Below are 15,007 nucleotides of genomic sequence, written 5' to 3'. Positions count from 1 at the left end.
CTAAACGGGGACGGCTTCCGTGAGCGGCACGGCCGCGGGGCGTTCGCAGCTGCTGGCGATGGCCACGGAGCGGCCCGTGCGCGCGGATTCCAGCAGCGACTCCATGACGTCCAGGGCGTGGAAGGCGAGCCGTCCGCCGGCGCGCGGTTCCTCCCCGGCCGGGGTCAGGGCCAGATCCGCCAGGCCGAAGCCGCGGCCGGAGTCCACGTAGCCGCCGGAGACGGGCAGGGTTTCCCAGGCGCCGCCGTCGATGGTCCGCAGCAGCACGTCGCCGTCAAAGTGGTTCGGGTCCGGCACCACCAGCGAACCGGCTGTCCCGTGCACCTCGATGTTGCTGGCCCGGGTGGCCACAGCGTCAAAGCTCATGACCAGCGTGGACAGCGCCCCCGACCGGTGGACCAGCACGCCGGTCACATGGGTGTCGGTGGTGACCGGGATGGCTTCCCCGGCACGCGGGCCCGTGCCGATGGTGCGTTCCGTGCGGGTGTGGCTGGCCGCCCCGATGACGGAAGCGACCGGCCCCAGCAGGGTGACGAGGGCCGAAACGTAGTAGGGCCCCATGTCCAGCAGCGGCCCGCCCCCGGGGACGTAGTAGAAATCGGGGTTGGGGTGCCAGCGCTCGTGCCCGGGCGTCACCATGGTGGCGGTCGCGGCGACGGGGGCGCCGATCAGGCCGTCGTCAATCGCCTTGCGGGCGGTCTGTATGCCCGTGCCCAGCACCGTGTCGGGCGCACTGCCCACCAGGACCCCGGCCGCCGCGGCGGCGGCCAGCACTTCCCGGCCCTCCGCCGTGGTGGCGGCCAGGGGCTTTTCGCCATAGACATGCTTCCCGGCGGCAATCGCGGCCAGCGCCACCTGCGCATGCGCGGCGGGGATGGTGAGGTTCAGGACCAAGTCCACCTCGGCGTCGTCCAGCAGCTCCTGCACGCCCAGGGCGCGGACGCCCGGCAGGCCTTCCGCCACGGCGCTGGCCCGGGCCGGGTCCAGGTCCGCCACCGCCACCAGCCGGACGGCGGGGAGGGCGGGGAATGTGGCCAGGTACTGGGCAATGATGTTGCCGCAGCCCACAATGCCGACGTTGAGGGGGGTGGTGTTGGGGGTGTTTAGCGGCTGGCCCACAGCATGCCTCTTTCGATGATGGTCTTGACGTTGGAATTTTGCAGGATGTCCACGTGGTGGCCGGGGGTCGTGACAAAGATGCGGCCCTTGCCCCATTGGCGGGTCCAGATGGCGGGGGATGTGACCTCGCGGTGCCAGGGGTCCCATTCACGGACCTTTTGCGTGGTGGTGGCGAGGACGTCGATGTAGCTGTCCGCGAGGACCCAGTATTGCTCGGTGGTGAGCTCGAAGTCGCCGATGCCCTCCGTGATGGGGTGCGTGGCGGCGGACGGGGCCATGTTCACCGTGTACGGCACGTAGTTGTCGCCCTGCCCTCCGGTGCGTTCGTCCGGGTGCTTGCCTGGATGGCAGGCGAACTGGCCGCCGATCAGGTGCAGGTAGTCCGAGTTGTTGCGGTAGGAGTCCGCAATGCCGCCGTGCCAGCCGGCCATGCCCGTCCCTGCCTCGATGGCGGCGCGCAGGCCCTCGAACTCCAACCGTTCAATGGTGTTCATGGTGTTGCACTGGACAAGCAGGTCCACCGTGGCCATGTAGCCGGCGTCGGCATATACGGCCGGGCCTTCCTCGACCCGGACCGTGTAGCCGTTGGCTTCCAGGTGCGGGATGAAGAGGTTGGTGGCCTCGACGGGCTGGTGCCCGTCCCAGCCGCCGCGGACAATGAGTGCATTTTTGTGGTTCATGGCTTGCTTTCCTCGATGGTGGTCCATTGGCTGTTGTTGGCGGCGCTGTCCTCCACCGCGGCCAGCACGCGCTGCACGCCCAGGGCGTCCCGGAACGACGGCGTTGGCGCGGTTTTGTTGCCCAGTGCGGTCAGGAGGTCGGCAACCTGGTGGGTGAAGCCGTGTTCGTAGCCCAGGCCGTGGCCCGTGGGCCACCAGTGTCCGGCATAGGGATGGACAGGCTCAGTGACCAGGATGCGGTGGAAGCCGCGCGCATCTTCGGCGTCGGTGCCGTCATAGAACTGCAGGAAGTTCATGTCCTCAAAGTCGAACGCCACCGAGCCCAGTGAGCCGTTGACTTCCAGGCGCATGGCGTTCTTCCGGCCCAGGGCGGTGCGGGTGGCCTCAAACACCCCGATGGCGCCGCCGTCAAACCTCGCAGTGAACAGGGCAGCATCATCGACGGTGACCGGCCCGCGCGGCGTGTCCGCCGTGACGTCGCCGTGGCCGCCCAGGCCCACGAATTCGCCGCCCATCGGGCGTTCCTTCGTGAAGGTTTCCAGCAGCGCCGAGACGCCCGTGATGTTCAGCCCAGTGACGAACTGGGCGGCGTCAATGCTGTGGGCGCCAATGTCGCCCAGTGCCCCGGAACCGGACTTGGCCCTGTCCAGGCGCCACGTGAGGGGCGCATTCGCATCGCTGAGCCAGTCTTGGAGGTACTGCGCACGGACCTGGCGGACGGTGCCGAGCCGCCCATCCGCCACCATGCGCTTCATCAGGGCCAGTGCAGGCGTGCGCCGGTAGGAGTAGCCGCACATGGCAAACACCCCGTGTGCGGCGGCTTCTTCGGCAACGGCTGTCATCTGCTCCGCCTCCGCGACGCTGTTTGCCAGCGGCTTTTCGCACAGCACGTGCTTGCCCGCCCTCAGGGCGGCGATGGCGATTTCCGCGTGCGTGTTGCCCGGCGTGCAGATGTCGATGAGGTCGATGTCGTCGCGGTCGATGAGCGCCTGCCAGTCCGTCTCCACGGAGGCCCACCCCATGCGCTGTGCTGCCATTTCCGCGCCGGCCCGGTTGCGCCCGGCAATGGCCGCAAGTTCCGGGACCAGCGGCAGCTCGAAGAAATGCGGCGCCGTGCGCCAGGCGTGGGAGTGCATGGCGCCCATGAAGGCATGTCCCACCATGCCCACCCGGAGTGCGGGGCGCGGATCCGTGGCGGTTTCCGCGCGGGTTGCCACCGTCATTTGCTGAACCCTGCCGTGAGGCCGCTGAGCAGCTGGCGCCGGCCCACCACGTACAGGACCAGGATGGGCAGCGTGGTCAGCACCACGGAGGCCAGCACGGCCGGGATGTTGACGCTGTATTCACCCTGGAACGTCCAAAGGGCCAGGGGCAGGACGCGCAGTTCCGGGCTTTGGGTCAGGATCAGCGGAAGCAGGAAGCCGTTCCAGACGCCCAGCCCGTTGTAGATGGCCACTGTGACGATGGCCGGCTTGGTGAGCGGGAGGGCCAGGCGCCACAGGGTCTGCCACTCGCTACAGCCGTCCAGGCGCATGGACTCGAAGAGTTCGTTGGGCACGTCGCGGATGAAGTTGGCCATGATCAGCACGCTGAGCGGAATGGCAAAGGCGATGGAGGGCAGGATGATCGCCAGCAGGCTGTCATACAGGTGCATTCTGATGATCATCAGGTAGATCGGAATGATCACCGCCTGCAGCGGAATGGCCAGGCCCATGAGGAAGAGCCCGTTGACGGCCTTGAGGAAGCGGCCGCGGCCGCGGACGATGGCAAAGGAGGCCATGAAGGAAAAGGCCAGCGACGGGACCAGGGTGCCTGCGGTAATGAGGGCGCTGTTGAGGAAGTACCTGGCGAAATCCGACGCCAGCACCATCCTGTAGTTGTCCAGGGTGGGCGTCTTGGGCAGGGCCAGCGGGTTTTGGCCGAAATAGCCTGCCTGCGTCTTCAGGCTGGTGATGGCCACATAGTAGATGGGGATGATGATGACGGCCAGCCACAGCCAGCCGGCCGCGCCGGCGGGCAGGTTGAGCCTGCGCAGTCGCACCCCGGCCCTTCCCCGCACGCGAACGTTGCTTGCGGGTGCGGCTGCGGCCCTTTTGGTGATGACAGTTGCCATGTTACAAACCTTCCAATTGGCTGCCGGAGTTGTCCTTGCCGCCGATCCGCTGCAGGAGCAGGGCCAGGGCCAGGCCGATGGCCACCAGGATGACGGCCACGGCACTGGCCGGGCCCATCAGGTTGGCCTTGAAGCCCTTGAGGTACATGTCCAGGGCCAGGATCCTGGTGGAGTTGCCGGGCCCTCCTCCGGTGAGGACAAAGACCAGGTCGAAGTACGTCAGGGAACCAACCACCATCAGGGTTGAGGAGGTGATGATGGTGTACTTCAGCTGGGGCAGGGTGATGAAGAAGAACTGCTTGACCCGCCCGGCCCCGTCAATTTCGGCGGCCTCATAGAGTGACTTCGGGATCTGCCGGACGCCGCCCTGGTAAATCAGGGTGTGGAAGGGGACAAACTGCCACGCGATGACGAAGATGACCACGAAGAGCGCCAGCTCCGGCCGTCCCAGCCAGTCCTGTGCCAGGACAGGCAGCCCCAGCCCCTCGGCCAAGCCGAAGTTGGGGTCCAGGAGTGCCTTGTAGGCGATCGCGATGGCGGCTGAAGAAAGCAGCAGGGGCAGGAAATACAGCACCGCCAGCAGCGCCCGGTACTTCTGGTTCCCAGCCGTGAAGGTGCCCAGCAGCAGGCTGATGGGGGTCTGGACCAGCCAGGACACCACCATGATGATCAGCGTCAGCCACAGCGCGTTGTACATCAGCGGGTCCGTGAAGATGCCGAACCAGTTGGCCAGGCCGGCCATGGAGATGGCGCCGATGCCGTCCCAGGTGGTGAAGCTGAGCAGGAGGACGCCCAGGAGGGGGAGCACGGCAAAGGCGAGGAAGAACACGAGGGCCGGGATGGCCAGCCAGGCAAGGGGCCCTGTGCGTCCCTTGCCGGGGCCCGCCGCCGCGGTGGTGCCGGCACTCATTTGCCCAGCGTCGCATTCATGGTGGCGGCGAACTGTTCCGGCGTAATCGACTTCACGAAGAGCTGGTCAATGCTGTTCAGGAGTGCCTCGGCGGCGGTGGGGCTCAGCGCCTGGTCCCAGGACTGCTGGAAATTGGGGGCGTCCTTGCTTTGCGTGTACACGTACGTCAGGAAGTCCTTGTCCGCGGTGGCGGCGAGCTTGCCCTCAATCCCGGAGACAATGGGGACGCCGCCGTTCTGGATGTAGGCGTCAATCTCCGCGGGCGTGAACAGGCCCTCCTTGAAGAATTTCTTGGCAGTCTCCTTCTCGGCGTCGGTGGCCTTGGCCGAGATGGACTGGTAGTTCGCGGGGTTTCCCACGGTGTTCTTGGGGTCTCCCTTGCCGCCTTCCACCGTCGGGAAGTCCACCCAGCCCAGCTTTCCCGCCTGGACGAACCCGCCGCCGTCGTTCTTCATGCCTCCGTAGGTCCACGCGCCGTGGAGCATCATGGCTGCCTTGCCGGTGTACAGGAGTGCCTGGTCGGCGTTGCTGTCCGCGGTGATCGAGGAGAAGCCCTTGATGAAGCCGTTGGCGGAGACCAGCTCCTGGATCTTGGTAAGTGCCTCCAGGGCTGCGGGGTTTGACCAGGCGTTGGGCTTGCCCGCGAAGATGTCGTTGAAGACCGTGGGGCCGCCCACGCGGTCGAACATGAATTCCAGCCACATCATGGAGGTCCAGCGCGATTGCCCGCCCAGGGAGAGCGGGGCGATTCCCATGGCGTTGAACGTGGTGACCAGGGACATGAGGTCGGACCAGGTCTTCGGCGGCTGGACCTTGGCCTTGGCGAAGAGTTCCTTGTTGTAGTAAAAGATGATGGGCGCCACGGTCTGGGTGGGGATGGCATAGATCTTCCCGTCGACGGTGGCGGCGCCAAATGCCGAGGGGAACAACTTGGCCTTGACGTCGGGGTTGGCGGCAAACCAGGCGGTGAGGTCCTCCACCTGCCCGGCCTGGGCATACGACTTCAGGGTCCCTCCGCCCCAGCCATAGATGATGGTGGGAGCCTGGCCCGCTCCGATGGCCGTCTTGATCTTGGTTTTGTAGGCGTCGTTCTGGAAGAACGTGAGCTTGATCTGCTTGTCCGCGTTGGCCTTGTTGAAGACATCGACGGTGTTCTTGCGGATGCCTTCGTTGGGCTGGCCGGTGAGCGACCACATGCTGGCGCCGCCGGTGGCGCCTGCACCGCCCGGGCCGGCAGTCCCGCAGGCGCTCAGCCCCCAGGCGGCCAGTGGCGCAGCCACAGCGAGGGAAAGGAATGACCTGCGGGAGGGTGAAATTGGTTCCATGGTGTCTCCGTTGGAAGTGGGCCGTCATTGGCGGTTCGAAACATTTCGCAACTAAGTCTGCGATTGGGAAAAAGCTAGCCGTGTTCCGCGTCACATGTCAAGGACATTTTTAGCGGACTTGACGCCAACATGGTGATGACAGCAGAATTCAGGAATAGAAACATTTCGAAAACCGGGAGTTGTGTTGAGCAAAGGTGAACAGCGGTCCAAGCCGGTGCTGGCCACAGTGGCGGCCTTGGCCGGAGTTTCGGCCCCCACAGTTTCCAAGGTCATCAACGGCAGGGATGACGTTGCGGCGGCAACCCGTGCGCGGGTCCAGGCGGCCCTGGACCAGCTGGGCTATGAATCACCAGTCCAGCGGCGGGCCCGCTCGGCGGGGCCGGCCATGGTGGACCTGGTCATCGACGGGCTGGGCAGCCACTACTCGATCGAGGTCCTGGCGGGCCTGCTGGCCTGCGCCGCAGACAGCGACGTGGAAGTGGTGGTCAGCAATGTGACGCCTGCCAAGCTGCACCGGGCCAACCATGAGGAATGGGCGCAGCGCATGGTGGAGGCGGGCCGGATGGGCCTGATCCTGGTCACTTCGCAGGTCACGGCCCGGCAGCTGGAGTCCTTCCAGCGCCGGAACATCCCCGTGGTGGTGATCGACCCGCTCAACCCGCCGCGGGCCGGCATTGTCAGCGTGGGCGCCACGAACTTTGCCGGCGGAAAGGCCGCGGCGGAGCACCTGCTGGGCCTGGGGCACAGCCGGATCGCCTTCCTGGGAGGCCCGGACGCCGCCGAATGCAGCGTGGCCCGGCTGCACGGCTACCTTGCCGCCCTCATGGGGCACGGCATTGCCTCGCGCCCCGAGTACGTGCTCACGGGCACTTTCCGGCAGGACTTTGGCGTGGCCGGCACCCGCACGCTGCTGGCCCTCGCCGAACGCCCCACGGCCATCTTTGCCGGAAATGACGTCATCGCCCTCGGCGTCTTGGACGAGGCCCGCCGCCAGGGGCTGTCCGTGCCGGGGGACCTGAGCCTGGTGGGATTTGACGGAACCCCGCTGTGCGAACAGACCCTGCCCCGGCTCACCTCAGTGGCCCAGCCGCTGCGGGACATGGGCCGGGCCGCCCTGCGCTCCGTCATGAAGCTCTCCCGGGGGGAGGCGCTTGATTCGGCCCACGTGGAGCTGGCGACGGAACTGGTGGTCCGAGATTCCTCCGCGGCGCCGGGCGCGGTGGGGACGCGGCCCGGCAGCCACGCTAGGGTGGGGGCATGACCGATCACTCATCCCTCATTCACGACCTCCCGTCCTTTACGGTGCGGCGCACCATCGTCTCCAGCATGGGCAACAACGTCTACCTGGTCACGGCCAAGGTGACGGGAGCCCAGATCCTCATCGACGCGGCCGACGACGCCCCCGCCATCCGCGCGCTCCTCCGAGACGCGGCGGCGGATGCACGGGCAGTTCCGGCCGTGAAGCTGATTGCCACCACGCACCGCCACTGGGACCACGTGCGGGCGCTGGCGGAAATTGCGTCAGAGACCGGGGCGCCCACCGCCGCCGGCGCCGATGACGCCGCAGGCATTGCCGCCGAATGCGGCGTGACCACGGACCGCCCACTGCACGACGGCGGCGTCCTCGCCGTGGACGGGATCGAGCTGGACACCGTGCACCTGCGCGGCCACACCCCGGGCTCCATCGCCTACGTCCTGCACGACGCCGGCAGCACGTTGATTTTCAGCGGCGACTCGCTTTTTCCCGGCGGCGTGGGCAACACCGAGCAGGACCCGCAGCGTTTCACCTCCCTGCTGGACGACGTGGAGCAGCGGCTCTTTGGCCGCTATGGCGACGCCGCGGTGGTGCTGCCCGGCCACGGCGATCCCACCACGCTGGGAGCGGAGCGGCCCGCCCTTCCCCAGTGGCGCGAGCGGGGCTGGTAGCCGCGTCACCTAAGCTGGTGGCATGTACTCCATAGTGGTGAAATTCCAGCACTTTGCCGCCGGCCAGCAGTCCGGTTGAACCCCATTGCCCTTCGACCTTGACGCAATCGGTGCCGGGCTGGCCTTCGCCACGTCCCTGCCCGCACTCACCCGCAGCCTCACGGGCCCGCACGCCACCGGGGCGGCCGTGGTCCAGGCGCCCCCGGGGACAGGCAAGACCACGCTGGTGCCGCCGCTGCTGGCCACGCTGCTGGATGCGGGGCCGGGCCGGCGCATCGTTGTCACCCAGCCGCGCCGCGTGGCCGCCAGGGCGGCGGCGCGGCGGTTGGCGGCCCTCGACGGCAGCCCCCTCGGCGGCAGGGTGGGGTACACCGTGCGCGGCGAGAGCCACACGGGCCCCGGCACCGTGGTCGAGTTTGTCACCCCGGGCATCCTCCTGCGCCGCCTCCTGGACGATCCGGGGCTGGACGGCACGGCCGCCGTCGTGCTGGACGAGGTGCACGAGCGCGGCCTGGAAACCGACCTCCTGGTGGGCATGCTCGCCGAGGTCCGCCAGCTGCGCAGCGAGCTGACGCTGGTGGCCATGTCCGCCACCCTGGACGCACCGCGGTTTGCCGCGCTCCTGACGGACGACGGCGGCGTGCCGGCCCCCGTGGTCGACTGCCCGTCTGCGCTGTTCCCCCTGGAGGTCACGTGGGCCCCCGCCCCGCAACCCCGGCTGGACGGGCGCGGGGTGGCACGGTCCTTTCTGGACCATGTGGCCCGCACCGCCGCTGCCGCCCACTCCGCAGCGCTTGCCCGCGACGACGGCGTGGACGCCCTGGTATTTGCCCCCGGTGCCTGGGAAGTGGCCCACATTGCGGGGAGCCTGCGCGCGCTCACGGTGGGCGGCAACCGCAGGACGGAGGTCCTTGAGCTGCACGGGCAGGTCCCCCCGGCGGCCCAGGACCGGGCCATTTCCGGACGGGAACCCGGCGGGCCGCCGAGGATCATTGTCTCCACCTCCCTTGCGGAGTCGTCCCTGACAGTGCCGGGCGTGAGCCTGGTCACTGACTCCGGCCTGTCCCGGGAGCCCCGCCGCGATGCTGCCAGGGGCATGTCGGGGCTGGTGACGGTGTCCTGTTCGCAGGCGTCCGCCCGGCAGCGGGCAGGGCGCGCAGCGCGCCAGGGTCCCGGAACAGTGGTTCGCTGCTACGACGAACGGGCTTTCGGTGCAGCACCGGCCCACCAGACACCGGAAATGGCGGTGGCCGACCTGACCCAGGCAGCCCTCATCCTGGCGTGCTGGGGCGCGCCCTCCGGCCGCGGCCTGGCCCTTCCCGACCCGCCGCCCGCCGCAGCCATGGCCGACGCAGCCGCCGTGCTGCGCGGGCTGGGTGCCGTGGCATCCGCCGGCGATGCCGTGGACGCCCTGGCCACGCCACTGGGCAAGACACTTGCCCGCATACCCGCCGACCCCCGCTTGGCCCGGGCCCTGCTGGACGGGGCCGCTGCCGTCGGCGTCAAAAGGGTGGCCGAGGCCGTGGCACTCGTGGCAGGGGACCTTCGCGCGCCCGGGGCTGACCTGACGTCATTGCTGCGTGAACTCCGGGCCGGGCACCACCCGGGTGGCGCCCGCTGGGGCGACGATGTGCGGCGGCTTGAGGGGATCGCACGGAAGGCGGACGGTGCTGCGCGGCCGGCCCCAACGCTCCCGGTGGCTGAGGGGGAGTCAGTGGCCTACGTGGTGGCCTTGGCATTTCCGGACCGGGTGGCCCGGCAGGTACCGGGACCGGGAAACCAGTATCTGCTGGCGTCGGGCACCCGGGCGGGCCTGCCGGCCGGGAGTGCGCTGGCCGGACACACCTGGCTGGCGGTGGCTGAGGTGTCCCGCGCCCAGGGGCGGGACGCTGCCGGCACCGGCGCCGTGATCCGGGCCGCGGCTCCGTTGGAAGAGGCTGCCGCGCTGGACGCGGCACGGGCGCTGTTCGTGGAATCCGTGGAGGCGCAGTTTTCCAAAGGCGTGGTCACAGCCCGCCGGGAGCGGCGCCTTGGCGCCATTCTCCTGTCCTCGACCCCGCTCAAGCCCTCCCGCGCACAGGGGCGGGCTGCCGTTGCCACGGCCCTGCAGACGGACGGGCTGGCATTGCTGGACTGGTCCGGCCCGGCAGATGCGCTGCGGCGCCGGCTGGGCCTGCTCCACCGCATCCTGGGGGAGCCGTGGCCCGCGATGGACGACGTGGCGCTCCTGGACCGGCTTGAAGACTGGCTGGCCCCCGAACTGGAGCGGATCGCCGGGGGGACGCCCGCAGCTTCCATCCGGTTGGCTGATCCGCTGCGGCGGCTGCTGCCCTGGCCCGAAGCAGCCCGCCTGGGCGAGCTGGCACCCGAGCGGCTGGAAGTTCCCAGCGGGTCCCGGGTGACGATCGACTATCCGGACGTTGCGGACGCCGACGCAACGCCTGTCGTGGCCGTGAAGCTGCAGGAATGCTTCGGCTGGGCGGAGACGCCGCGCCTGGTGTCCGGGCGGGTGCCCGTGCTGTTCCACCTGCTCTCTCCGGCCGGCCGCCCCCTCGCGGTGACGGCCGACCTGGCCTCCTTCTGGTCCGGACCCTATGCCCAGGTCCGCGCCGAAATGCGCGGACGCTACCCCAGGCATCCGTGGCCCGAGGACCCGTGGACGGCGCGGCCCACGGCAAAGGTGAAGGGCAGGATGTAGCGTGCCGGCGGGATCAGCCTGCCCGGCTGGTGCCATGGTGGGTGGCCGAGCGCCATGAGTTGTCCGGCAGGTGGGAGCTGGCCTGCGCTCCCATCCGGGCCATGCCGCCGTCGACCTCCCAGGAGGCGCCCGTGACGTAGCCGGACGCGGGGGAGGCCAGGAACGCGACTACGTCGGCCACCTCCTCCGCCGTGCCGGCATGGCCCAGCGGAATGCCGGGCCGGGGGATGTCGTGTGCATGCCGGAGCTCCGATGGGGGCAAATGTGTTGCAATCTCCCCGGGCGCCACGGAATTGGCCGTGATGCCATGCTGGGCCAGTTCCACCGCCAGCCCCTCGAGGCCGTGCTTTGAGGCACAATACGCACCGAAGCCAAACCGGGGCTGGTGGGCGTGGACGCTGGTGACCGCGATGAGCCTGCCGCCTGTGCCGCCGTCGACCAGCAGGCGCGCCGCCTGCTGCAGGCACCTGAAGGCGCCGTTGAGGTTGGTGTCCAGGACTCGCTGCCAGTCGGCCGGGGAGGTGTCCAGCACGGAACTGTTCAGCCCCACCCCCACGTTGTTCACGAACACGCCAAGGCCGCCGAGTGTCCCGGCCAGCCTGCTGACGGCGGGCGCGCACGTGTCAAGCTCGGTGGTGTCCAGCCACACGGAGGTGCTGCGGCGTCCCAGCTGCCCAATGCGCAAGGAGGTGTCGGCGGCGCCCGCTTCGTCGTCGTGCCAGGTGAAGCCGACGTTGAAGCCGTCCCGCGCCAAGGCCAGGGCCGTGGCCTTGCCGATGCCGCTGTCGGCACCGGTCACTATGGCACACCGTGGGTAACCGGCGGGGGGAGCGCCGACGTCGGGCACCGGGACACCCACAGTCCGGCTACTTTGCCTTGTTGGCGGCCGAACGCTCCGTTTTGGCACCCGCGTTCAGGAGCTCGCCGTCGTCGTCCTCCAGGTGGGCGCGCATGAACCACTGGAAAAGCTCCAGCTTGGCGCACTGGTTGATGATCATGTCCTCCGTGATCGGGTCCAGGGCGCCAATCTCCGCCAGGGCCTTTCGGTGGCTCTTCAGGAAGCCCGTGTAGACCACGTCCAGGGCGGCCAGGTGGGCGGCGGTGCCGGCCCGGCCGATGGCGTAATCGTCCCAGGTGCGCGCGGCCACCAGGGCGCCGGGCAGCCCGTTGGGGGACATGCCCAGGGTGGCCATGCGCTCGGCAGTTTCGTCAATTATGCCGCGCACCTGATCCACCTGCGGGTCAAGCATTTCGTGCACGGCAATGAAGTCCCGGCCCACCACGTTCCAGTGGGCGTGCTTGAGCGTCAGGGCAAGGTCATTGAGGGCGTGCAGCCGGGGCTGCAAAACCTCGGCCACCTTGTGCCCGTCCTGCAGGGAAAGGCCCGGGACGGTGTATCCGGTGTGTGAGGTCCTCTTGACAACCATGTGCAGCTCCTTGTGTGTCCTTGCATGAAATTGCGGCAGGTTCAGGCCCGTGCGGACAGGCCCTGTTGCTCGCGCCGGCAGCGTTGCCCGGCTTTGGCACAACGCTAGTCAAACCGGCCCGTGGCGTCTAGGGCAAAGCGCGCCAAGGATGGCAAAGTAGAGCCATGAACCACGATCAACAGCAAGTGCCCCAGCGTCTCATCTATGGCTGCATGGGCCTGGGCGGCGAGTGGAGCGGCAGCGACTACGGCACGGCCCAGGTGGACCAGGCCGCGGCTGCCATCGAGGCGGCGCGCCAGGCAGGCGTGGCACTCTTTGATCACGCCGACATCTACCGCAGCGGCAAATCGGAGGCTGTTTTCGGCGAGGTCCTGGCCGCAACTCCCGGGCTGAGGGAGAAAATTCTGCTGCAGACCAAATGTGGCATCCGGCACGGCGGCAACGGGCTGCCCGGCCGCTACGACTTCAGCGCTGAAAACATCCTGGCCCGCGTGGGCGAAAGCCTGCAGCGGCTGCGCACCGACCATGTCGACATCCTGCTGCTGCACCGCCCCGACCCGCTCATGGATGTGCGGGAGCTGGCCACAACCGTGGCGCAGCTCATGGCCGAGGGCAAGGTGCTTGCGCTGGGCGTGTCCAACATGTCGGCTGCGCAAATTGCGTTCCTGGAGGACCGACTGGAGACGCCCGTGGTGGCCAACCAGCTGGAAATGGGCCTGGGCAACCGCGCCTGGGTGGAAAGCTCCGTCCTGGTGAACCGGGGCGAAGGGCTCGACGCCGGATTCCCGCATGGGACGCTGGAATATGCGGCCACGCACGGCGTTGAGCTGCAGGCCTATGGCTCGCTGGCGCAGGGCCGGTACACCGGGTGCCCGCCGGGGGGCCCGGACGACGCCGCCACCTCCGCGCTGGTGGAATCCCTTGCCGCAGAGCACAAGACAACCCGCGAGGCCGTGGTGCTGGGCTGGCTCATGAAGCATCCGGCCCGGATTTCCCCCGTCATCGGCACCACCGACCCGGTCCGCATTGCCGCCTGTGCCGATGCCGCCCGCGTGGCCGCGGCCATGACCCGCACCGAGTGGTACGGGCTCTGGGTGGCCGCGCGCGGCGCCGAGCTGCCGTAGGTGTGCGGTGCTAGAAGATCGCATTGATGATGTTCCAGCCATGGCCGACGGCGGTGCGCGGGTACCAGGAGGCGGTCCCGTTGCGCGCGTACAGCCACAGGGCGCCGGCCGGGTCCCGTGCGAGCACGTCCGGTGTCCGGTCCCCGTTGAAATCGCCCGGCGCCATGACGGCCGTCATGGCGTTCCACCCGCTGCCCACTTTGACGCGCGGCAGCCAGCCTCCGTGGCCGTTGCCCGGGTACAGCCACAGGGTGCCTGTGGCAGTTTCCCGGGCCAGGACGTCTGCCGTGCCGTCACCATTAAAGTCCCCGGGGCCGAGAAGTGCATTGAACATGCCCCAGCCGCTGCCCACCTTGACGCGCGGCAGCCAACCCCCATGCCCGTTGCCCGGATACAGCCACAGGGCGCCGGTGGCAGTCTCACGGGCCAGAATGTCCGCTTTTTGGTCTCCATTGAAATCACCCGGCCCCCACACCGCATTGAAAATGTTCCAGCCGTTGCCAATGTGAACCCGCGGCAGCCAGCCGCCGCGGCCGTTGCCCGGGTATAGCCACAAGGCACCGGAGGCAGCCTCCCTGGCCACCACGTCGCCGTACCCGTCCCCGTTGAAGTCGCCCACGGTGTCCACGGCGTCCATGCCCTGCCAGCCATTGCCGATGGCTGAGGTGCCGGCAAAGCCTCCCCGGCCGTTTCCCGCATAAAGGCTCAGTGCGCCGGTCCCGGCAACCCGGGCCAGGACATCGGTGTTCCAGTCCCCATTGAAATCGCCGGTGGATGTCGTCAGGGAGGAACCCGGAATGGCCAGCGGCCCGAAAGCGTAGGGGCTGCAGGTGATGTCATAGTCACGGACGTCGTCGTACCACTGGGCCAGGTACACATGCCCGCCGGAGAAACTGGGCCTGGCGCACATGTCCAGTGCCTCGGCGGGGTAGTCCAGCCGGCCGGCAGTGGCCCAGACGGGCACGCCCGGCAACTGCCATGACCCGGTGATTGCCTGCCAACCCGAAGCAAAGGAGTACAGGCCGTAGGCAAAGCCCGCATCGTGCAGCCCGCGCATCAGGCCCTCCACCACCAGACGGTTCTCGCGTTGCTGTGCGGCGGTAGCTGAGGGCCACGGCTGCGCGGGGCGGGACTCCACGTCAATCCAGACCACGGGTGGGCGGAAGCCGGCGGCTGCCAGGCTTGCTGCAGCCGCCACGGCCTCGGCATAGCCGGCGTTGGACAGCCGGGCGTCCCGCGTGGTGGCGGCCCATGGGCCGCGGCCTCCATAGGTGGAAAGCTGTGCCGCCGTCGGGAAGGCGGCCATGGCATACGCCTGTGCCGGTTTCCCGTTGGCCCTGGCCCACGCGACCTGGGACGAAAGGCAGGGATTGACGGTGAACGGCAATCCGCGGCTCAGGCCGATGACGGCGAACTGGGCTGACGCTGGTGGAAGGGGCAGGCCATAACCGCCCAATGAGGTGGGGCACTGCGGCCAGGAAACGTCATTCCCGGACAGGGACACGGCCTGTGCGGGAGCGGCTGTGGCCAACACCCCACTGGGGGCCAGGCCCAGCCCCAGCACGGCAGTGGCTGCCAAGCCGGCGAGCAGGCGCCCGGCCCGCGGCGGGTGTCGGTTTCCGCGCATGCCATTCACCTCCGAACTGTGTGAATAGCTCCCAGTCAAGCATTGCCGGCACCGCCCG

Annotated in this window: 13 protein-coding genes; 4 read left to right on the top strand and 9 right to left on the bottom strand. The window is 68.6% G+C overall.

What is annotated here, in order from left to right; genetic code table 11:
- Genes G6N77_RS12775 through G6N77_RS12750 form a run of 6 tightly spaced genes read right to left on the bottom strand, consistent with a single transcriptional unit; the run spans nucleotide 1 to nucleotide 6,147 of the window.
- Nucleotides 1–1,119: a Gfo/Idh/MocA family protein gene (locus G6N77_RS12775; RefSeq protein WP_306986554.1), complete on the bottom strand. Its 1,119-nt coding sequence runs from the start codon at nucleotides 1,117–1,119 to the stop codon at nucleotides 1–3.
- Nucleotides 1,104–1,799, bottom strand: a complete 696-nt coding sequence (locus G6N77_RS12770) for a ThuA domain-containing protein (protein WP_165182548.1) — start codon at nucleotides 1,797–1,799, stop codon at nucleotides 1,104–1,106. The genes G6N77_RS12775 and G6N77_RS12770 overlap by 16 nt, the downstream gene beginning before the upstream one ends.
- Nucleotides 1,796–3,022, bottom strand: a complete 1,227-nt coding sequence (locus G6N77_RS12765; protein WP_165182547.1) for a Gfo/Idh/MocA family protein — start codon at nucleotides 3,020–3,022, stop codon at nucleotides 1,796–1,798. The genes G6N77_RS12770 and G6N77_RS12765 overlap by 4 nt, the downstream gene beginning before the upstream one ends.
- Nucleotides 3,019–3,912: a carbohydrate ABC transporter permease gene (locus G6N77_RS12760; RefSeq protein WP_165182546.1), complete on the bottom strand. Its 894-nt coding sequence runs from the start codon at nucleotides 3,910–3,912 to the stop codon at nucleotides 3,019–3,021. The genes G6N77_RS12765 and G6N77_RS12760 overlap by 4 nt, the downstream gene beginning before the upstream one ends.
- 1 nt (nucleotide 3,913) lies before the next feature.
- Nucleotides 3,914–4,822, bottom strand: a complete 909-nt coding sequence (locus G6N77_RS12755; protein ID WP_165182545.1) for a carbohydrate ABC transporter permease — start codon at nucleotides 4,820–4,822, stop codon at nucleotides 3,914–3,916.
- The gene (locus G6N77_RS12750; protein ID WP_165182544.1) at nucleotides 4,819–6,147 is read right to left on the bottom strand and encodes an extracellular solute-binding protein; all 1,329 of its coding nucleotides are present in this window, start codon (nucleotides 6,145–6,147) and stop codon (nucleotides 4,819–4,821) included. Before G6N77_RS12750 ends, G6N77_RS12755 begins: the two co-directional genes overlap by 4 nt.
- A 181-nt stretch (nucleotides 6,148–6,328) precedes the next feature.
- Here G6N77_RS12750 and G6N77_RS12745 point away from each other — a divergent pair, with 181 nt between their 5' ends.
- The 3 genes from G6N77_RS12745 (at nucleotide 6,329) to hrpB (ending at nucleotide 10,771) form a co-directional block, all read left to right on the top strand.
- Complete coding sequence (locus tag G6N77_RS12745) at nucleotides 6,329–7,408, top strand: LacI family DNA-binding transcriptional regulator (protein WP_306986559.1); 1,080 nt, start codon at nucleotides 6,329–6,331, stop codon at nucleotides 7,406–7,408.
- Entirely contained in the window at nucleotides 7,405–8,073 is a 669-nt protein-coding gene (locus G6N77_RS12740) for an MBL fold metallo-hydrolase (RefSeq protein ID WP_165182542.1), read from the top strand. Before G6N77_RS12745 ends, G6N77_RS12740 begins: the two co-directional genes overlap by 4 nt.
- Nucleotides 8,074–8,158: 85 nt before the next feature.
- Entirely contained in the window at nucleotides 8,159–10,771 is a 2,613-nt protein-coding gene (hrpB, locus tag G6N77_RS12735; RefSeq protein ID WP_165182541.1) for an ATP-dependent helicase HrpB, read from the top strand.
- 13 nt (nucleotides 10,772–10,784) lie between these two features.
- Here the strand turns inward: hrpB and G6N77_RS12730 are convergent, their stop codons facing one another.
- Together G6N77_RS12730 and G6N77_RS12725 are read right to left on the bottom strand one after the other, a co-directional pair.
- Nucleotides 10,785–11,630, bottom strand: a complete 846-nt coding sequence (locus G6N77_RS12730) for an SDR family oxidoreductase (RefSeq protein WP_370875199.1) — start codon at nucleotides 11,628–11,630, stop codon at nucleotides 10,785–10,787.
- Nucleotides 11,631–11,637: 7 nt separating this feature from the next.
- The gene (locus G6N77_RS12725) at nucleotides 11,638–12,198 is read right to left on the bottom strand and encodes a Dps family protein (RefSeq protein ID WP_165182540.1); all 561 of its coding nucleotides are present in this window, start codon (nucleotides 12,196–12,198) and stop codon (nucleotides 11,638–11,640) included.
- Between the two features lie 164 nt (nucleotides 12,199–12,362).
- Here G6N77_RS12725 and G6N77_RS12720 point away from each other — a divergent pair, with 164 nt between their 5' ends.
- Complete coding sequence (locus G6N77_RS12720; protein WP_240902115.1) at nucleotides 12,363–13,322, top strand: aldo/keto reductase; 960 nt, start codon at nucleotides 12,363–12,365, stop codon at nucleotides 13,320–13,322.
- A gap of 10 nt (nucleotides 13,323–13,332) precedes the next feature.
- On the opposite strand, the gene G6N77_RS12715 is transcribed toward G6N77_RS12720, so the two are convergent.
- Entirely contained in the window at nucleotides 13,333–14,949 is a 1,617-nt protein-coding gene (locus G6N77_RS12715) for an FG-GAP-like repeat-containing protein (protein ID WP_165182539.1), read from the bottom strand.
- Between the last annotated feature and the right edge of the window lie 58 nt (nucleotides 14,950–15,007).

It is taken from the genome of Arthrobacter silviterrae (genome assembly GCF_011045165.1).
Classification (GTDB): domain Bacteria; phylum Actinomycetota; class Actinomycetes; order Actinomycetales; family Micrococcaceae; genus Specibacter; species Specibacter silviterrae.
This window is presented reverse-complemented; position numbering and strand designations above follow the sequence as displayed.